General features: G+C 62.4%; 16 protein-coding genes. 10 read left to right on the plus strand and 6 right to left on the minus strand.

Annotated features, from left to right (window positions below):
* Positions 1-2: 2 nt before the first annotated feature.
* On the minus strand, positions 3-1,040 hold the full coding sequence (locus tag BLW71_RS34745) for an AraC family transcriptional regulator (RefSeq protein WP_091807757.1): 1,038 nt from the start codon (positions 1,038-1,040) through the stop codon (positions 3-5).
* 250 nt (positions 1,041-1,290) lie between these two features.
* Here BLW71_RS34745 and BLW71_RS34750 point away from each other — a divergent pair, with 250 nt between their 5' ends.
* The 6 genes from BLW71_RS34750 (at position 1,291) to BLW71_RS34775 (ending at position 8,710) form a co-directional block, all read left to right on the plus strand.
* Positions 1,291-2,424 carry an acyl-CoA dehydrogenase gene (locus tag BLW71_RS34750; RefSeq protein WP_091807760.1) on the plus strand — a complete coding sequence of 378 codons (1,134 nt, stop codon included), beginning with the start codon at positions 1,291-1,293 and terminating at the stop codon, positions 2,422-2,424.
* Between the two features lie 119 nt (positions 2,425-2,543).
* Positions 2,544-4,235: an AMP-binding protein gene (locus BLW71_RS34755; protein WP_091807763.1), complete on the plus strand. Its 1,692-nt coding sequence runs from the start codon at positions 2,544-2,546 to the stop codon at positions 4,233-4,235.
* Positions 4,236-4,294: 59 nt separating this feature from the next.
* Positions 4,295-5,806 (plus strand): CoA-acylating methylmalonate-semialdehyde dehydrogenase, encoded by a 1,512-nt coding sequence (locus BLW71_RS34760; protein WP_091807765.1) that lies wholly within the window; start codon positions 4,295-4,297, stop codon positions 5,804-5,806.
* Between the two features lie 38 nt (positions 5,807-5,844).
* Positions 5,845-6,750: a 3-hydroxyisobutyrate dehydrogenase gene (gene mmsB, locus BLW71_RS34765; RefSeq protein ID WP_091807767.1), complete on the plus strand. Its 906-nt coding sequence runs from the start codon at positions 5,845-5,847 to the stop codon at positions 6,748-6,750.
* Complete coding sequence (locus tag BLW71_RS34770; RefSeq protein ID WP_091807769.1) at positions 6,747-7,562, plus strand: enoyl-CoA hydratase; 816 nt, start codon at positions 6,747-6,749, stop codon at positions 7,560-7,562. The genes mmsB and BLW71_RS34770 overlap by 4 nt, the downstream gene beginning before the upstream one ends.
* Positions 7,562-8,710: an enoyl-CoA hydratase/isomerase family protein gene (locus tag BLW71_RS34775; RefSeq protein ID WP_091807771.1), complete on the plus strand. Its 1,149-nt coding sequence runs from the start codon at positions 7,562-7,564 to the stop codon at positions 8,708-8,710. Before BLW71_RS34770 ends, BLW71_RS34775 begins: the two co-directional genes overlap by 1 nt.
* Before the next feature lie 52 nt (positions 8,711-8,762).
* Here BLW71_RS34775 and BLW71_RS34780 read toward each other — a convergent pair whose 3' ends face one another.
* The gene (locus BLW71_RS34780; RefSeq protein WP_091807774.1) at positions 8,763-9,203 is read right to left on the minus strand and encodes a DUF3429 domain-containing protein; all 441 of its coding nucleotides are present in this window, start codon (positions 9,201-9,203) and stop codon (positions 8,763-8,765) included.
* 368 nt (positions 9,204-9,571) lie between these two features.
* On the opposite strand from BLW71_RS34780, the gene BLW71_RS34785 reads away from it, so the two are divergent.
* The 4 genes from BLW71_RS34785 to BLW71_RS34800 all read left to right on the plus strand — a co-directional run bounded on the left by BLW71_RS34785 (position 9,572) and on the right by BLW71_RS34800 (position 13,189).
* Positions 9,572-11,149 carry a helix-turn-helix transcriptional regulator gene (locus tag BLW71_RS34785; RefSeq protein ID WP_091807775.1) on the plus strand — a complete coding sequence of 526 codons (1,578 nt, stop codon included), beginning with the start codon at positions 9,572-9,574 and terminating at the stop codon, positions 11,147-11,149.
* 302 nt (positions 11,150-11,451) lie between these two features.
* A complete protein-coding gene (locus BLW71_RS34790; protein ID WP_091807777.1) occupies positions 11,452-11,634 on the plus strand; it encodes a CsbD family protein in 183 nt (60 codons plus the stop codon).
* A gap of 76 nt (positions 11,635-11,710) precedes the next feature.
* Positions 11,711-11,953 (plus strand): CsbD family protein, encoded by a 243-nt coding sequence (locus tag BLW71_RS34795; protein WP_091807780.1) that lies wholly within the window; start codon positions 11,711-11,713, stop codon positions 11,951-11,953.
* 150 nt (positions 11,954-12,103) lie between these two features.
* Complete coding sequence (locus tag BLW71_RS34800; RefSeq protein WP_091807782.1) at positions 12,104-13,189, plus strand: AI-2E family transporter; 1,086 nt, start codon at positions 12,104-12,106, stop codon at positions 13,187-13,189.
* A 101-nt stretch (positions 13,190-13,290) separates the two neighbouring features.
* Here BLW71_RS34800 and BLW71_RS34805 read toward each other — a convergent pair whose 3' ends face one another.
* The 4 genes from BLW71_RS34805 to BLW71_RS34820 form a co-directional block, all read right to left on the minus strand.
* Entirely contained in the window at positions 13,291-14,283 is a 993-nt protein-coding gene (locus BLW71_RS34805; protein ID WP_177205163.1) for an ABC transporter permease, read from the minus strand.
* Positions 14,284-14,338: 55 nt separating this feature from the next.
* Complete coding sequence (locus BLW71_RS34810) at positions 14,339-15,928, minus strand: sugar ABC transporter ATP-binding protein (protein WP_091807786.1); 1,590 nt, start codon at positions 15,926-15,928, stop codon at positions 14,339-14,341.
* Complete coding sequence (locus BLW71_RS34815) at positions 15,925-16,770, minus strand: ABC transporter permease (RefSeq protein WP_177205164.1); 846 nt, start codon at positions 16,768-16,770, stop codon at positions 15,925-15,927. Before BLW71_RS34815 ends, BLW71_RS34810 begins: the two co-directional genes overlap by 4 nt.
* Before the next feature lie 124 nt (positions 16,771-16,894).
* A complete protein-coding gene (locus BLW71_RS34820) occupies positions 16,895-18,109 on the minus strand; it encodes a sugar ABC transporter substrate-binding protein (protein WP_091807790.1) in 1,215 nt (404 codons plus the stop codon).
* Positions 18,110-18,129 lie beyond the last annotated feature (20 nt).

The raw sequence follows: 18,129 nt of genomic DNA on the forward strand, positions 1-18,129 counted from the left end.
GCTTAGTCCGATTCCGCCCGGTGCGTGAAATCCGCCCGCGCCGGCCGGTAATCGGTCGGCCGCATGCCGGTCCATTTGCGGAACGCGCGATGAAACGCGCTCGGTTCGGCAAAGCCCACCGAGGTAGCAATGTCGGCGATGGTGCGGTTGGTGTCCTGCAACTCGCCGATAGCGATGTCGCGCCGCAGGTCGTCCTTGATCGACTGGTACGTGTAGCCTTCCTGTTTCAAACGCCGCCGCATGGTGGCCTCGGCCACATGCAGCCGTTCGGCCATCTGATCGGCGGCAGGCCAGCCGGCCATCGGCATGGCGCGCAGCATCCTGCGCACGCGCGCCGCGAGCGAGCCGGGATTGCGATATTTGACGATGAAGCTGCCCGGCGCATCGCGCAGGAAAGGCTTGACCGACTTGGTGGTCTGGATCACGGGGAGTTCCAGAAACACGGGTGCGAGATCGACGTACGACTCGGCCTGGTCGAAGCACATGTGATCGCAGAACATCAGGCGGTATTCGTGCGCGGCGGGCGGCTCGGCGCAGCGAAAGCGCGCTTCGAGCAACGGAATGCGCCGCCCGACCAGCCAGCACAGCAGGCCGTACACGAGGATAAAGTAGGTCGCATAGGCGAACATGCCCGGCGCTCGCGCAGCGGGGTTCTCCACGAAGCGCAGCCTCACGCGCTGCGCGTCTGTTTCAATCTGCGTGCCGAGATCGTCCAGCACCAGCCGCATGAAGCCGACCGCGCGCGCCAGCGCCTGCGCGCCGTTGCGCGCGGTCAGCGCGGTTTGCGTCATGGCGATGAAGCTGCCGCTTTTCATGCGATGCGAATCCTGGCCGAAGAACTCGTCGTCCAGCGCGCGGGCAATCGCGGCCCACAGCGCGCCGTACTGCGCCGACGACACGCGGCTTTTCGGCGACGCCAGCATCGGCGCCGCGATGCCGGCGGCTTCGGCAAGCGGCAGCGCGTCGAGGCCGCGCGAGCGCGCCAGCGCGAGGGTTTCCTCGACCATGCTGACGGAAATCGTGCCTTTATCGTATTTCATGCGTGTCCGGCTGATTGGGGCGATCTGGCAAAAGCGCTCAACATTTTGCTTCTGACGCTTCGCCAAGTCCTTGAAATTGCGGGTGGAGTCAGCTTCCCATCGTACCAGTATGGCAAATGCGCTCAGTCAGATTGATCGGGCTGAGCATCGAACCTGCACCGTGGCTTGCCTACACTGGGTCCGAACCGATCGCGCGCAGGCTGCCTTGGGCAACCACCGCGATCAGACGCACAGCACAGGATCGAGCGCTATGGACAGCTTCTACACCGACGAACAACGCATGATCCGCGACGCGGCGCGCGACTTTGCCACCGAGCGGCTCGCCCCGTACGCGGGTCAATGGGACCGCGACGCGCAACTGCCCGCCGAGGTCGTCACGCAAATGGGCGAACTGGGCTTTCTCGGCATGATCGTGCCGGCGGAGTGGGGCGGCTCCTACACCGACTACGTGGCTTACGCGCTCGCGCTCGAAGAGATCGCCGCGGGCTGTGCCGCCTGCGCCACGCTGATGAGCGTGCATAACTCGGTCGGCTGCGGGCCGATCCTCAACTTCGGCACGGACGCGCAAAAAGACCGCTATCTGCAGGATCTGGCGGCCGGCCGCCGCATCGGCGCGTTCTGCCTGACCGAGCCGCAGGCAGGCTCCGAGGCGAACAATCTGCGCACCCGCGCCGTGTTGCGCGACGGCAAGTGGATTCTCAACGGCAGCAAGCAGTTCGTGACCAACGGTTCTCGCGCCGACCTCGCGATCGTGTTCGCCGTCACCGATCCCGAGCGCGGCAAGCGTGGTCTGTCGGCCTTCATCGTGCCGACGGATACGCCGGGATTCAACGTCGGCAAGCCGGAACACAAGCTCGGCATTCGCGCCTCCGACACCTGCCCCATCTCGCTCGACGACTGCGCCGTGCCCGAAGCGAACCTGCTCGGCCAGCCGGGCGAGGGCTTGCGCATCGCGCTGTCGAATCTTGAAGGCGGCCGCATCGGCATTGCCGCGCAGGCGGTCGGCATCGCCCGGGCCGCGTTCGATGCCGCGCGTCTCTATGCAAGCGAACGCATCCAGTTCGGCAAGGCGTTAAAGGAGCATCAGACCATCGCCAACATGCTTGCCGACATGGCCACGCGCCTGAACGCCGCGCGCCTGCTCGTGCATCACGCGGCGCGGTTGCGCACGGCGGGCAAGCCGTGTTTGTCGGAGGCTTCGCAGGCGAAGCTGTTCGCGTCGGAGCTGGCGGAGGAAATCTGCTCGAACGCCATCCAGATTCACGGCGGGTACGGTTATCTGGAGGACTATGCGGTGGAGCGGCACTATCGCGATGCGCGCATCACGCAGATTTACGAAGGGACGAGTGAAGTGCAACGCATGGTGATTGCGCGCCATGTGTAATTGCGGCGCGATGCGGACGAGCTTGCGTTTGAGCGCAAAATAGCTTGCCCGTCGAGGCAACAAGTAGTGCAGCAGTGGGACAAAAAACGGAGCGCATACCGCGCCATCTGGAGACGACGATGACTGCAGCGAAAGGCTTTTTCGAAGCGCGCGATCTGTTACTGCGCCATCGAACCGACTACGACCGCGCCTACAGCGAATTCGCGTGGCCGGCACTCGGCGAGTTCAACTGGGCGCTCGACTACTTCGACGTGATCGCGCGCAATAACGACAATCCCGCGCTGTGGATCGTCGACGATCCGGCCAGCGACGGTCTGCGCCTGTCGTACGCGCAGATGTCGGAGCGTTCGGCGCGCATGGCGAATTTCCTGCGCGGTGTCGGCGTGGGTCGCGGCGACCGTGTGCTGTTGATGCTGCCGAACCGCGTCGAACTCTGGGACGTGATGCTCGCGGCCATGAAGCTCGGCGCAATCGTGCTGCCCGCCACCACCCAGCTTTCCGCCGACGACGTGCGCGACCGCGTGCAGATCGGCGGCGCGAAGTTCGTGGTGGTCGATAGCGCGGAGCTGGCCAAATTCGATACGCTGGAGACGCCGCTCACGCGCCTGTCCGTTGGCACGCCGTGCGACGGCTGGATCGATCTGGCCGCAGCCTATGACGCATCGCCGCAATTCACGCCGCAAGGCGTGACGCATGCCACCGACCCGATGCTGCTGTACTTCACGTCGGGGACGACCTCCAAACCCAAGCTCGTCGAACACACGCATCAAAGCTACCCGGTCGGCCATCTGTCGACGATGTACTGGATCGGCCTGCAGCCGAACGACATCCATTGGAATATCAGCTCGCCGGGCTGGGCCAAGCACGCGTGGAGCTGCTTCTTCGCGCCGTGGAATGCTCAGGCCTGCGTGTTCGTGTTCAACTTCCCGCGCTTCGTGCCGAAAGACACGCTGAACGTGCTGGTGCGTTTCAACGTCACCACGCTGTGCGCACCGCCGACCGTGTGGCGCATGCTCGTGCAGGAGCACCTCACCGAGTATCCGGTCAAGCTGCGCGAAATCGTCGGCGCGGGCGAGCCGTTGAATCCCGAGATCATCGAGCGCGTGAAGCATGCGTGGGGCATTACGATTCGCGATGGCTTCGGCCAGACCGAGACTACCTGCCAGATCGGCAATTCGCCGGGGCAGCCGGTCGTGCCCGGTTCGATGGGACGTCCGCTGCCGGGCTACAGGATCGAGCTTCTGGATGCGGACGATCAGCCCGTCACCGAAGGCGAAATCGCGTTGCCGCTGGACGAGCGTCCGCTCGGCTTGATGACCGGCTATGCGAACAATGCCAATGCCACCGCGCAGGCCATGCGCAACGGTTTCTACCGCACGTCCGACGTCGCGCTGCGCCGCGATGACGGTTACTACATCTACGTCGGCCGCGCCGACGATGTGTTCAAGTCGTCCGATTACCGCCTGAGTCCGTTCGAACTCGAAAGCGTGCTGATCGAGCACGAAGCGATCGGCGAAGCCGCCGTGGTGCCGAGCGCGGACGCGCTGCGTCTGTCGGTGCCCAAGGCGTTCGTCACCGTGCGCCATGGCTTCGAAGCCGGGCCTGAACTCGCGCGCGCCGTGTTCGCGTTTTCGCGCGAAAAGCTCGCACCGTACAAGCGGATTCGCCGCCTGCAATTCAGCGAACTGCCCAAGACCATCTCCGGCAAGATCCGCCGCGTCGAATTGCGGCGCCGCGAAATGGAACGCGCGGCCGAGCCCGCGCGCCTGCCCGGCGAGTATTGGGAAGAGGACTTCCCGGATCTGCGTTGATTCTTTTTATTCCCAGTCACTGCCCGGCCGCCTCGCGGCCACTGCACAGGAGCTTCAGCATGAGCGCAACTGCGGCCATTGCCACCGTCAAACTGTTGATCAACGGCGAGTTCGTCGAATCGAAGACCACCGAATGGCGCGACATCGTCAACCCCGCCACGCAGGAGGTGCTGGCGCGCGTACCGTTCGCCACCGCCGATGAGGTCAACGAAGCGATCCGTTCCGCCCACACCGCCTTCAAGACCTGGAAGGACACGCCGATCGGCGCGCGCATGCGCATCATGCTGAAGTACCAGGCACTGATCCGCGAGCATATGCCGCGTATCGCGAAGACCCTGAGCGCCGAGCAGGGCAAGACGATTCCCGACGCCGAAGGCGATATCTTCCGCGGCCTCGAAGTGGTCGAGCATGCGTGTTCGATCGGCACGCTGCAGCAGGGCGAATTTGCGGAGAACGTGGCGGGTGGCGTGGACACCTACACGTTGCGTCAGCCGATCGGCGTGTGCGCGGGCATTACGCCGTTCAATTTCCCGGCGATGATCCCGCTGTGGATGTTCCCGATGGCGATCGTGTGCGGCAATACGTTCGTGCTGAAGCCCTCGGAGCAGGATCCGCTCTCGACCATGCAACTGGTCGAACTCGCGCTCGAAGCCGGCGTGCCGAAGGGCGTGCTGAACGTGGTGCATGGCGGCAAGGACGTGGTCGACGCGCTCTGCACGCACGAACTCATCAAGGCTATTTCGTTCGTGGGCTCGACGGCCGTGGGCACGCATGTGTACCGCCTCGGCAGCGAGCATGGCAAGCGCGTTCAATCGATGATGGGCGCGAAAAATCACGCGGTCGTGCTGCCCGATGCGAACCGCGAGCAAACGCTGAATGCACTGGCCGGCGCGGGATTCGGCGCAGCCGGACAGCGTTGCATGGCGACCTCGGTGGTCGTGCTGGTCGGCGCCGCGCAGCAATGGCTGCCGGACCTGGTGGCGAAGGCGAAGACGCTGAAGGTCAACGCGGGCAACGAACCGAACACGGACATCGGCCCGGTAGTCTCGCGTGCCGCGAAGCAACGCATTCTCGGCTTGATCGAAACGGGCGTGAAAGAAGGCGCCACGCTGGCGCTGGATGGCCGCGATGTGAAAGTGCCGGGCTACGAGCAAGGCAATTTCATCGGCCCGACGGTCTTCACCGACGTCACGACCGGGATGGAAATCTACCGCCAGGAAATCTTCGGCCCGGTGCTCGTGGTGCTCAACGTAGCGACGCTCGACGACGCGATCGAACTCGTCAACCGCAATCCGTTCGGCAACGGCGTGGGCCTCTTCACGCAGAGCGGCGCGGCGGCGCGCAAGTTCCAGAGCGAGATCGATATCGGCCAGGTCGGCATCAACATTCCGATTCCGGTGCCGGTGCCGTCCTTCAGCTTTACCGGCTCGCGTGGCTCGAAGCTCGGCGATCTCGGCCCCTACGGCAAACAGGTCGTGCAGTTCTACACGCAGACCAAGACCGTCACCGCCCGCTGGTTTGACGACGACACCGTGAACGACGGCGTCAACACGACTATCAGCCTGCGCTGAGCGCGTCCCGAGCGAGCGGACACACGGAGAACGACATCATGAAAATAGGCTTTATCGGACTCGGCAACATGGGCGCGCCGATGGCGCACAACCTGCTCAAGGCGGGCCACGCGGTCAATGTGTTCGACCTCAGCGCGCAAGCCGTGCAGGCACTCGTCGATGCAGGCGCGAAAGCCGCCGCTTCGCCGAAAGCGGCCGTCACCGACGTGGAATGCGTGATCACCATGCTGCCCGCCGCGGCGCACGTGCGCAGCGTGCTGACGGCGGACGACGGCATCTTCGCCGGCATTGCCAGCGGCGTGACCATCATCGATTCGAGCACGATCGACCCCGTGAGCGTCAAGGCGTTCGCCGAACTCGCGCAGCAACACGGCAACAGCTTTGTCGATGCGCCCGTCTCGGGTGGCACCGGCGGCGCGGCGGCGGGCACGCTGACCTTCATGGTCGGCGGCAGCGCGAGCGCGTTCGAGCAGGTCAAGCCGGTGCTCTCGGCAATGGGCAAGAACATCGTGCATTGCGGCGACACTGGCACCGGCCAGGTCGCGAAGATCTGCAACAACCTGGTGCTCGGCATCACGATGGCGGGCGTGGCCGAGGCCATGTCGCTCGGCGAGGCGCTCGGCATCGACGCGAAAGTGCTGGGCGGCATCATCAATACGTCGACGGGACGCTGCTGGAGTTCGGATACCTACAACCCGATGCCCGGCGTGATCGAGACGGCGCCGTCCACCCGTGGTTATACCGGCGGCTTCGGCACGGATCTGATGCTCAAAGATCTGGGCCTCGCCACCGACGCCGCGAAAGCCGCGCGTCAGCCGGTCTATCTCGGCGCATTGGCGCAACAGCTTTATCAGACGATGAGCACGAAAGGCGCGGGACGCCTCGACTTTTCGGCGGTCATCAAGCTCTATCGTCAGGACGGCAAAGACGGAGGCGCGTCATGATCGAACTGGACTACGTGCACGACGGCGCCGTCGCGCAACTCACGCTCAAGCGGCCGCCCGCCAACGCGTTCACGCCCGAGGGTTTGTTGCAACTGCAACAGACGGTGGAACGACTGAACGGCGAAGCGCGCGTGAGGGCGATCGTGATTACCGGCGACGGCCCCAAGTTCTTCAGCGCGGGCGCCGATTTGAACACGTTCGCCGACGGCAATCGCGAAGTCGCACGCACGGCGGCGGCGCGCTTTGGCGCGGCGTTCGAAACCTTGCAGAACGCGCGGCCTGTGGTGATCGCGGCGATCAACGGCTATGCGATGGGCGGCGGGCTCGAATGCGCGCTGGCGTGCGATATCCGCATTGCGGAACAGCATGCGTTGCTGGCGTTGCCCGAGACCGCGGTCGGCTTGCTGCCGTGTGGTTGCGGCACGCAGACGCTGCCATGGCTGGTCGGCGAAGGCTGGGCCAAGCGGATGATTCTGACCGGCGAGCGCGTCGACGCAACGACGGCGTTGCGCATCGGTCTCGTCGAAGAGGTGGTGGAGAAGGGCGCGGCGCGCGAGGCCGCGCTGACCATGGCCGCGCGTGTCGCCACGTTGAGCCCGCAGGCGGTCGGCTTCAGCAAGACGCTGATTCATCAGGCCCGCAACGGCGTGCCACGCACGGCGGCGCTGGCGCTGGAGCGCGAGCGCTTCGTCGACCTGTTCGACGGCGCCGATCAGCGCGAAGGCGTCAATGCGTTCCTCGAAAAGCGCGCGCCACGCTGGCAGGTGACGCAGGCCACACAGGCCACGCAGGCCGATCAGGAGACGCGTTGATGAGCGCCTTGCAAAGCGTGGCACCCGATACGAGTCTCGAAGTGGAGCGCGAGATTCTGTTTCGCGTCATCAACCGTGTGGCGATCATCACGCTGAACCGGCCGGCCGCGCTCAACGCGCTTTCGCACGCCATGGTGCGCGAGCTTGCCGTGCTGGTCGAACATTGCCGCACCGACGACGGCATCGTCGCGCTCGTGCTGAAAGGCGCGGGCACCAAAGGCTTCTGCGCCGGCGGCGACGTGCGCGAAGTGCAGCGGCTCGCGAAGAACGGCGACAGCCGCTGGCTCGCGTTCTTCGTCGACGAATACCGGCTCGACTACGCGCTGCACACGTTTCCGAAGCCGGTGGTCGCGCTGCTCGATGGCATTGTGATGGGCGGTGGCATGGGGCTCGGGCAGGCGGCGCGGCTGCGCATCGTGACCGAGCGCAGCAAGATCGCCATGCCGGAGACGCGCATCGGCTTTCTGCCGGACGTCGGCGCGACGCGCTTTCTGAGCGTGATGCCGGCGGAACTCGAGTTGTATGTCGGGCTGACTGGCGCTACCTTGTCCGGTGCCGATGCGTTGCGCCTGCATCTGGCGGATCTGTGCGTGCCGGCCGAATGGCTCGCCAGCTTTGAAGAGCGTTTGCAACGCATGTCGTTGGAAGGCGACCTGATGGCCGCCTTGCGCGGCGTGTTCGAGCCGCCGTGCAACATTGTTCCGCACGCGGCATTGGGGCCGTTTACGCAACTGATCCTGCGGCACTTCGATCGGCGCTCGAGTATCGAACGGATGGTCGCGACCGTGCGCCATGACCTGGAGCGCGAGCCGCCGCGCGAGGTGAAGCAATGGTTGCAGTCCACGTACGACGCACTGACCGGCCATTCGCCCACCATGCTTTACGTTACCCGCGAGGCGCTTTTGCGCGGCCGGCAGATGACTTTGGCGGAGTGCTTCCGCATGGAGTTGGGCATTGTTAAACGCGTGATCGAGGAGGGCGACTTCTGCGAGGGCGTGCGAGCCCAGTTGATCGACAAGGATCGCAAGGCCCGCTGGGCCCCCGCCGCGCTCGCCGAAGTGCGGCCCGAACGCGTCAGGCACTTCCTTGCCTCGCCGTGGAAGCGGGAGTCGCATCCGCTCGCCGCGTTGGGCGCAGAGCAGGGCTGAAGAAAGGCGTGCGCTAGCGCGGCATGCCGTGCCGTGCTGGCGCACCGCCGCGTCACTGCATAGCCGCCAACAGACACAGCGCGCCGATGGTGGTCAGCAACGCGCGCATGCGCAGATACCAGGTCGGCAGCGCATCGATTCGCCAGAGCGCCAGATCGACCAGCAGACAGGTCGCGAGCAGCGCCGCCATGCCAGGAAACGCGTAGCGCGTGCCGATTGCCAGCAACGCCCATGCGGCGATGGCCGGCAGGACACTCCAACTCAGCGCCATTCCCGAATGCGGTGGCGGATCGGCTGCCGCCAGCCAGATTCCCCAATGCACCGCGCCCACGAACGACACAATGCACGCGCCGTACGCCAGCATGGCGTGGCGTAAAAAGTCCTCGTGCGCGCCGACTGTATTGACCAGCACGGCCAGTGCGACAAAGGGAATCGCACCTGCCAGGCCGAGCGTGATCGGCAGCGCCGGCGATCTCGTAGCGGATGGCGTCATGCTCCTACCTCTCCACCGATATTGCGTCAGTTTGACTCGTTTGAGTTCTAATAATAGGCCATATCGGATACAAATCGAAACGAAAAAATGAGTCAAAATGATGGTGTGAAACGGTAAATTCACACTATTTGTAACGATAATCGGTTTTGCCCGGGTTTTGCATGTGCTGGCGCTTGCCGCCGGCGCAGTTCGTTTCGACGAGCCCGAAAGTCCGGCAACCAAAGCCTCCCGCTGCCGCCTCGCCGCCTGCACCTGGTGCGCATGCACCAGTCGGCCTGGTGCATTGGCGATTGGCGCTCTGCCGCGATTTCGGCGATTCTCCGTGCTGGACAGGCTTTCGCGCGCGCCGCTCGCGCTCATCACCCACAATGACGACAACACACTCCGCTGCACCCTTTACCGTGGTGCAATCCAACGATCCGGACGACGCTCCGCCCGCCGACGACAAGGTGCTCCGTTCGCAGACCGACCGTCGCCAGTTGCAGCAGATCATCACCGGGCTGACCGAGGGCGTGATTCTCGTCGAGCCGGACCAGACGATCGTCTGGGCGAATCAGGCCGCGCTCGACATGCACGGCATCACCGAAGTCGCGCAATTGGGCGCCGACGTCACCGAATACCGCGAGCGCTTTCGTCTGCGCTATCGCAACAACCATCCGCTGCCGGAAGGCAGTTACCCGATCGAACGCGTGGTCGCGGGCGAGTGCTTCAGCGACGTGGTGGTCGAAGTCTTCCCGGCGCACGACGACGAGGTGAACTGGGTGCATCGCGTGCGCAGCCTCGTGCTGACCAACGCGCGCGGCGAGCCCGACTGTCTCGCGCTGATCCTGCACGACGCCAGCGAATGGGCAAGTGCCGAGAAGCGTTTCGAGAAGACCTTCAACGCCAATCCCGCGCCGGCCGTGATCTGCCGCCTGAGCGACCAGCGTTATATCAAGGTCAATCAGGGCTTTCTCGAGATGACCGGCTATGTACGCGAGGACGTGATCGGCCGCTCGGTGTACGAGCTCGACGTGTTCGAAGGCGCCGAGCGGCGCGAACTCGCGGTCGAACGGCTGAGCGAAGGCGCGACCATTCCGCAGATGGAAGCCTTGCTGCGCTTGCCCGAAGGCGGCACGAAATTCGTGGTGGTGGCGGGCCAGCCGATCGATATCGGTGAAGAGGCCTGCATGCTGTTCACCTTCATGGATCTGGAGCCGCGCAAACGCGCCGAGAGCGCGCTGCGCCAGAGCGAGGAACGCTTCGAGAAGTCGTTCAGGATGACGCCCGTGTCCACCGCGCTCTTCGCGGCCGACGACTACACCACGCTCGATATCAACGACGCCTTCACCGCGACTACCGGCTTCACACCCGAGGAGTTGCTGGGCAAACCGCTCGATCAGAGCCGCCTGTGGACCGACGACGCCTGCGCGCGGATCAGCGCGGCGCTGGAGGAGAGCGGCAGCCTGCGCAACATGGAGTTCCTCGTGAACAGCCATGCCGGCGAAGCGCTGAATTGCCTCGTTTCCGCCGAGGCGGTCAGCATCCACGGCAAGGATTGCGTGTTGATGACCTTGCTCGACATTACCGATCGCAAACGCTCCGAAATGGAGCTGGTGACAGCGATCGAAACCGTCATGCAGGACGCCTCGTGGTTCAGCCAGACGCTGATCGAAAAGCTGGTCAACGTGCGGCGCGCGAACGCGCCCGACGCGGGCGGCCATCTCGCCGATCTGACCGCGCGCGAGCGCGACGTGTTCGCCTGCCTGTGCGGTGGCCTCGCCGACAAGGAGATCGCCCGCGAACTCGGGCTGGCGCCAAACACGGTGCGCAATCACGTCGCCACGATCTACGCGAAGCTCGACGTGCACAGTCGTGCCGAGGCAATCGTGTGGGCGCGCGCGCGTGGCCATTTCGGCCTCGAACCCGGCAGCGCGCCGCGCCGCAAAGGACCGAAACCGGCATGAGCGTGCGGTCGTCCTGGCGGACTCGTCGACCGGTGAGGGCGGCCGGGAACGAACCGTGCTGATGAAGTCCGGCTGGCCGGAAGGGGGCGACGCGAAGCAAGGCGTCGTTCCGCGAATGGATGCATGCCGGGACGCGTTCAAATGCACCAGGCGATCACGTGCATTCGCGACTGTCGGCAGGCGGGCTGAGCCGGGACAATGCAATCCTGGGTCGAGTGCCAGGTGTGGAGGCGGTCACGCTTTCCCACGTATGGTGAGCTCGGCGTCTTCTGTGCAACTCAACCTTTTTAAAGGAAGCCGTCATGGACAAGAATCGTGTGGAAGGTGCAGCGAAACAGGTCAAGGGTTCCGTGAAGGAAGCGATTGGCAAGGTCACCGGCAACCGGACGGCTCAGGCCGAAGGCGCGGCTGAGAAACTGGCCGGCAAGGTGCAGTCGAAGGTCGGTGAAGCCGCGGATGCGGTACGCAACCGCGTGAAGCGGTAACGGTAGCGAAGGCGGTCACGATAGAGCGCCGGCTTCCGCCGGCGACTGCCTGACCCCCTGTTCAAGGAGGATCACGATGAATTCAAACCAGTTCGAAGGTTCTGTGAAAGATGTGGCCGGCAAGGTTCAGGATGCCGTCGGCGGCTTGACGGGCGATGTGGACCTCCAGGCCGAAGGCAAGGTCCGCCAGCTTGCCGGCAAGGCGCAGGCGAAATACGGCGACAGCGTCGATCAGGTCGCCGAAACGGCTCGCAACAATCCGCTCGGCGCGCTGCTGATTGCGCTCGGTGTCGGATTTCTGTTGGGCAAGCTGATGTAAATCTGTCACGCTCGGCGCCGCCCGGTGCATTCGCCACCCGGGCGCCGGCGCGTGTCGTTGGGCCCGCGGGTGCCTTGGTTATCCGATGTCCGTCCGATGTTCCCGGCGCGTTAGAGGCGCCGGATCTCATCGTCTATTCGAGGAAGGTTCATGCTGGGATTCGACGTAAGCACGGCCAGAAAGGTCTGGACCGCGTTTCTTATCGCGCTGCTGTTCTTCTGCATCTATATGGCGTCGTCCACTGTGCTGGTGGTGGTGTTCGCCGTCTTCTTCAGTTATCTCATCTACCCGATGGTCGAGCTGGTCGAGCGCATCCGGCCGCGCCGTGTGCCGCGAGTGGCGTCGATCGCGCTGGTGTTCGTGGTGGTGGTCGCAGTGATCGCGGTGGCCGGGTCGCTGTTCGGCGTGCAGTTGCAGGATCAGGCGTCGCATCTGTTCGCGCAGTTGCCGGCCTTGATGAAGTCCGACGTACCCAATCGCTTTCCATTGCCGCATTTTCTCGAACCGTTGCGCGAGCGGATCGTGGATTTCGTGCGCAGCCAGATTGAAACCGGCTCCGACAAGGCCGTGCCGATGGCGCGCAGCGTCGGCCTCGGCGTGGTGCATGCGGCGAGCAATCTGATCTACCTCGTGCTGATTCCGATCCTGAGCTTCCTGTTGATCAAGGAAGGTCCGCAAATGCGCGACGCGTTTCTGGACCTGCTGACGGATCGGCACCGCACGTTGTGGGCGGAGATCGTGACCGATCTGAACGTGCTGCTGTCGAAATATGTGCGTGCGATGTTGTTCCTGTCGTTGGCCACGCTGATCTGTTACGGCGTGGCGTTCTCGCTGCTCGGCGTGCCGTACGCTTTCCTGCTGGCGGTGAGCGCGGGCTTGCTGGAGTTCGTGCCGTTTGCCGGGCCGCTCGGCGCCGTGGCCATCACGTTGGTGGTGGCCGTGTTCAGCGGCTATGCGCATCTGCTCTGGCTGGTGATCTTTATCGCGCTGTACCGGCTGTTCCAGGACTACGTGCTCAATCCTTATCTGATGAGCGAAGGCGTGGAGGTCAGTCCGTTTCTCGTCATTGTCGGATTGCTGGCCGGCGATCAGCTGGGCGGCGTGGCGGGCATCTTTCTGGCGGTGCCGGTGATCGCCATGTTGAAAATCATCATTGGCCGGGCACGCGTGTTTTATTCCGCTTCACGCGATGAAGGGGAAGTCGCGCGCCGCGCGTTGACCGGCAAAACCGACTGATGTTTTCGGTTTGCGCGGTCAGCGACGGCTGCAGTTGCCCACCCGCCGACCGGACGAGCAGCGACCGCGACGTCGGGTATCGATGTCAGCGAACGGCGTTGCTATTTGACGAATTCTGTTTTTGACCGGTCGAGCAGCAAGGCCGTCGCGAGCACGACGAGCACACCCTTGATCGCGATCTGTGTAAATGAATTGACCCCGCTCACGTCAAGTCCGTTGCTCATTACCGTCATCACCAGCACGCCAAAAAGCGCTCTGGATACGCCCCCGACACCACCCGAGAGCGCGGTGCCGCCGATGACGGCAGCGACGATCGCGTCGAGCATCAAGTCATCGCCCATACGGGTTGTTCCCGTACTGGTACGTGCAACCAGTAAGAATCCGGCCATACTCGCGAGCAGCCCGCTCATGAGAAACGCCCCAGTCTTCACCGCTGACACGTTCACGCCCGATAGCTTCGCGACCGCCTCTCCGCCGCCAACCGTTACCAGGTTCCGACCAAAGTGCGTACAGGCTCCAACGAACCCACACAGCAGAAACACCGCGATTGAGCAAAGGCCCACGTTCGGAATTCCATTTAGCAGGTGGCCGGACGCCAGCCACGCAATTTTCTCGTCGTCGAAAACGATATTCGCTCCGCCACAAAGCCAGCTAGACACACCCGTGAAAATACTCATAGTGCCGAGCGTGGTCAGGAACGACGGGATACGCCCCACGAGATGCGCCGCCGCATTGAATGCGCCGGCCACAAGTCCGAGGAGCATCGTCACCGGAAGTGCCCACAATCCTAATGAATGGTCCCGAACAAGAAGTGCCGTTGCGATTGCCGAGAGTGTGGCGACCGCTCCCACGGATAGATCGATCGAACCCGTGAGAATGACAAAGCTCGACCCTGTAGCGACCAGTAACACGATTGCCGATTGTCTGATCACATTGAAGAGGTTCGGAATTGACAGGAAGCGTTCGTTGGCAAGGCCAAAGACAAGCACCTCTATCAACAATAGTGTGACGGGGAACACGGTCACTAACAATGCTTGTTGCCTGAACACTCGGAGCCGGGTGCTAATGGGATTATCTATAGAGATGTTGGGCACGACCTGGTCTCCATTGAAAAGAACGTTTCCGTAGGCGCCCCTACGGCTGTCAGTTTCACACCATATGAGCAACCAGTTGCTCTTCGGTTGGTTTGGCGTGGGGCGGGGCCAGGTACTCTTTTACAACGCGACCTTCGCGCATCACCAGGACGCGGTCACTCAACCCGATCAGTTCAGGTAGATCGTCGGAAATGATCAGGATTGCCATTCCCTCGTCGGCGAGGTCGCGTATGAGCGAGTAAATCTCCTCTTTTACGCCGACGTCGATGCCTCTTGTTGGATTGTCCATCACCAGGACTTTGGGATTTGCCAAAAGCCATTTGGCAAGCACGACCTTTTGTTGATTGCCGCCACTTAGATGCACGCAAAGTTGTGTTGCACTGGCGCATTTGATCCGCAGCCGCTCGATCCTGGCTCGAACCTCCCTATTTTCTCTGGCTACAGGAACGAGCGGCAGACCGAAGACCCGCATCTTCGGCAAGGCGACCAGACTGACGTTTGAGCGCACGGGAAGGTACAGTATTACGCCTTCAGTCTTTCGCTCACGTGGAACATAGGCGACGCCAGCGGCAATCGAAGAGCGTGCGCGATCGCGATCGTGCAGCGTTTGACCCGCAACACGTACCGAGCCATGACGCGGATAGGGCCACGCTCCCGCAATGGCGCGTCCAACGGCTTCCTTGCCACAACCCAGAAGGCCGCCAATTCCCAGCACCTCACCGCATCGCAGAGAAAACGAGACGTCGACAACGCCGTTGCCGGATATCCCGTCGATTTCCAGAATGGGCTGCGCCAACACGTTATTGGCCCGTAGGCCTTGTCGTTCCTCCTTGTAGTAGTTTGCTGCACGCTTGCGGCCGACCATCAGTTCGTGCAGCCGTTTCTCCGTCATCTCCGGCTTCATCAGTTCGGCGACGTTTTCACCGTCCTTGAGCACGTACAGGCGATCGCAGTGTTCCGTGTACTCATGCAGGCGATGGGTAACCAGAACAAAGGAGGCCCGGTGCCTGAGGGCATTGACGCGTTTGAACAATGACTCAGCCCCATGTTCGCTAATCGCCGCTGATGGCTCATCGAGCAGAATGATGGGTGACTCCTTTCGATAAAGAGCCGCCAATGCGAACGCTCGCGCAATCTCGATCATCTGGCGATCCTCGAAGCCCAACGAGCCGACCAGAACCGTGGGACTGATATGTTCGAGGTCCAGGTCCACCAAGGCCTTGCTGGCGGCGTCGATCGCACCCTTGCGGTTGTTTCGCCCAAATGCACTCTTGAATGCGCTCTCGTGGGCCAGAAAAATGTTCTCGTACACGGCGAGGTTTTGCACGAGTGCCTGGTCCTGAAACACCATCGAGATTCCGGCCCTGACCGATGCGCGGTAGCCTTGTGGCGCGTACGGGTTCGCATCGAGCGTGAGCGTACCTGAGTCCGGCCGGACAATTCCGCCCAGCACCTTCAGCGTAGTGGACTTGCCCGCGCCGTTCTCACCCGCGATCCCCAGAATCTCCCCCGCCTCGACGTGCAGGCTCACCGATCTGAGCACTGGAATGCCCGCATAGGCTTTACTGACGCGATCGGCTACGAGACGGGTCGAATCACGCTTCACCGCGTCGATAACCGGTTCGACAGACTTCACGCCGTTCATTTCACCAACCCCGCGCGACGATCGTTCATCAGAATCACCGCGATCAAAACCATCGCCCCCTTGATGATCGTTTGTAAATACGGTTGAACTGCCAGGAGGTCCAAGCCGTTGGCTACAAGGGCAATGATCAGTGTGCCGACCAACACGCGCCATACACTGCCGACGCCGCCGGTGACAAATATTCCTCCGAGGACGATAGCGGCAATCACTTGAAGCGTAAGTGAATCCCCCATGGATACAGTCGCCGTGCCCAGGCGTGCCGTCATTAGTGCTCCCGCCAGGCCGGCCACCGCACCGGACAGCGCAAAGACCAGGATCTTGCATCGACCCACGCGCACACCCAACAGCGCCGCTATACGTTCGTTGCCTCCGACGGCCATTACGTGACGGCCAAATAGAGTCCTCGTATTCAGCCAACCCAAAACGAGATACACGATCAACGCGCACAGACCAAGGTTTGGCAAGCCGTAGACCAGTTGCCCTCGTGCCAGCTGCTGAAAGTTTTCATCGATGACACGAATCGGTGAGCCGTTCGTCAGCATCAGCGCGACGCCACTCAGCGAGGTCATCATTCCTAGCGTGCCAAGAAATGATGGGATGCGCAATCCGACGTGGACAACGCCGTTTGCCGATCCCAATATGGCGCCCACAAGCACGCCTGCCAGAACGGCCGCGATGCCGAGTTGAGGAACGAGCATCGCTGTGATAATTCCAGCAACCGTCGCTACAGCGCCCACGGACAGGTCAATGCATCCAAGAAGCACGACAAATGCGCTTGACGACGCAACTGTTAGCAGAATTGCGGCGTACAGAACAATGTTGCTGAGGTTCGCAATACTCAAAAATTCCCGGCTCTTTAACGAGAATGCGGCGTAAAGAGCTAGCAGTACGACCGTCGGCGCGACTCTTGTCGCCCTGGTGCGACTGCGTAGCGATGTGATCGATGTCGACACGGTTTACATGGACTCAGAAAGTGAGTTTCTGTTTATAGTGATCTGCGTATTCCGCGCGGATCTTCTGGTCGTCATGGTTCTTGATCGCGTCCTGGTAGGCTGCCGGTAGCTGATATCCTGCCGGCCGCGGCGTTTTTGCGTAGCCCCATATCTTCACGGGATCCATCGGCCACATGGAGTTTTGCGGGTCCCAGTCGTTCGGGTGCAGAACGTGTGACATTTTTCGCCAGTCATACGGAAGCTTCCCGCTATTGAAAACCTTCTCATAGGCGTCCACATTGTTTGAGCTGATGAGCACCGCGCCGGTATACATCATCGACTCGGTCGGGCTGGGCTTCCATCCATGCGCTACGTCGTACGCCCAAACCATTGCATAGCCGGATTGCCACGCGGGCAGGCTGCTTATGGTGGCGAGAATGCGGCCCTCCCTGATCAGTTTGATGGTCTCCACGCTGCCGTCAAAGCCGATGATAGGAACTTTCAGGCCTGCTTCCTCGTTCGCCTGCAATACGCCAATGGCCTCTGAATCATTTTCGGCGAAGACGCCATCGATCTTCGGATGCGCGACGATGGCATCTTCCATTACTTTGCGCGAGTCGATCTGGTTCCAGTTGCCGGACTGCGAAGCAACGACCTTGATGGCTGGGAACTCTTTCAACGCGCGGTCGAACCCGGTGTTTCTGACCATCACGGCTGATGACCCCGGGTAGCCGGTAATCTGGACAACGTTGCCTTTTCCGCCCATCTTCTGAAAGAGAAGCTTGGCGATCTGATAGGCATTGGCGTCGTCGTCGGGTTCGAAGAAGCCGGCATAGGCGTGGTTCGGGACGTCGAGAGGGTGATACCACGGCACGGTATCCCAGACACCAACGTAATATCCGCCGGCGTCACGGACCTTGCTGACGAACGCAGGAATGTTGCCGATGTTCTGTGCGTTGCCAAAGAACAGCTTCGTCCCTGCCTGAAGTTGCGACTCATAGTTCTGGAGTTGTTTGGTGGGATCGCCTTCGTTGGTCAACGCCCGATATTCGATGCCCAGCGCATCGGCGGCGGAACGTGCGCCGCGGTCCCAGTTAGAGAAGTATTCGATATTCAGGCTGGTCACTTCTCCAACAACCACTTTTTGCCCCAGCGCCTCAGTAGAAGCCACGAGTAACGCGGCCGTCAGAATCGCCGGGGCGAAAGCACAAGCGGTCACGAAAAGGCCGCAACGAGAGGAGTTTGCCATTTCATGTCTCCTGCTGTTTG

The sequence above is a fragment of the Burkholderia sp. WP9 genome (assembly GCF_900104795.1).
GTDB lineage: Bacteria > Pseudomonadota > Gammaproteobacteria > Burkholderiales > Burkholderiaceae > Paraburkholderia.

Excerpts from the sequence above, each read along its gene's own strand:
- BLW71_RS34755 (WP_091807763.1), top strand. The coding sequence starts at position 2,544 with ATGACTGCAGCGAAAGGCTTTTTCGAAGCGCGCGATCTGTTACTGCGC.
- mmsB (WP_091807767.1), top strand. The coding sequence starts at position 5,845 with ATGAAAATAGGCTTTATCGGACTCGGCAACATGGGCGCGCCGATGGCG.
- BLW71_RS34820 (WP_091807790.1), bottom strand. The coding sequence starts at position 18,109 with ATGGCAAACTCCTCTCGTTGCGGCCTTTTCGTGACCGCTTGTGCTTTC.
- BLW71_RS34785 (WP_091807775.1), top strand. The coding sequence starts at position 9,572 with ATGACGACAACACACTCCGCTGCACCCTTTACCGTGGTGCAATCCAAC.
- BLW71_RS34745 (WP_091807757.1), bottom strand. The coding sequence starts at position 1,040 with ATGAAATACGATAAAGGCACGATTTCCGTCAGCATGGTCGAGGAAACC.
- BLW71_RS34750 (WP_091807760.1), top strand. The coding sequence starts at position 1,291 with ATGGACAGCTTCTACACCGACGAACAACGCATGATCCGCGACGCGGCG.
- BLW71_RS34795 (WP_091807780.1), top strand. The coding sequence starts at position 11,711 with ATGAATTCAAACCAGTTCGAAGGTTCTGTGAAAGATGTGGCCGGCAAG.
- BLW71_RS34790 (WP_091807777.1), top strand. The coding sequence starts at position 11,452 with ATGGACAAGAATCGTGTGGAAGGTGCAGCGAAACAGGTCAAGGGTTCC.
- BLW71_RS34800 (WP_091807782.1), top strand. The coding sequence starts at position 12,104 with ATGCTGGGATTCGACGTAAGCACGGCCAGAAAGGTCTGGACCGCGTTT.
- BLW71_RS34775 (WP_091807771.1), top strand. The coding sequence starts at position 7,562 with ATGAGCGCCTTGCAAAGCGTGGCACCCGATACGAGTCTCGAAGTGGAG.
- BLW71_RS34780 (WP_091807774.1), bottom strand. The coding sequence starts at position 9,203 with ATGACGCCATCCGCTACGAGATCGCCGGCGCTGCCGATCACGCTCGGC.
- BLW71_RS34770 (WP_091807769.1), top strand. The coding sequence starts at position 6,747 with ATGATCGAACTGGACTACGTGCACGACGGCGCCGTCGCGCAACTCACG.
- BLW71_RS34760 (WP_091807765.1), top strand. The coding sequence starts at position 4,295 with ATGAGCGCAACTGCGGCCATTGCCACCGTCAAACTGTTGATCAACGGC.
- BLW71_RS34810 (WP_091807786.1), bottom strand. The coding sequence starts at position 15,928 with ATGAACGGCGTGAAGTCTGTCGAACCGGTTATCGACGCGGTGAAGCGT.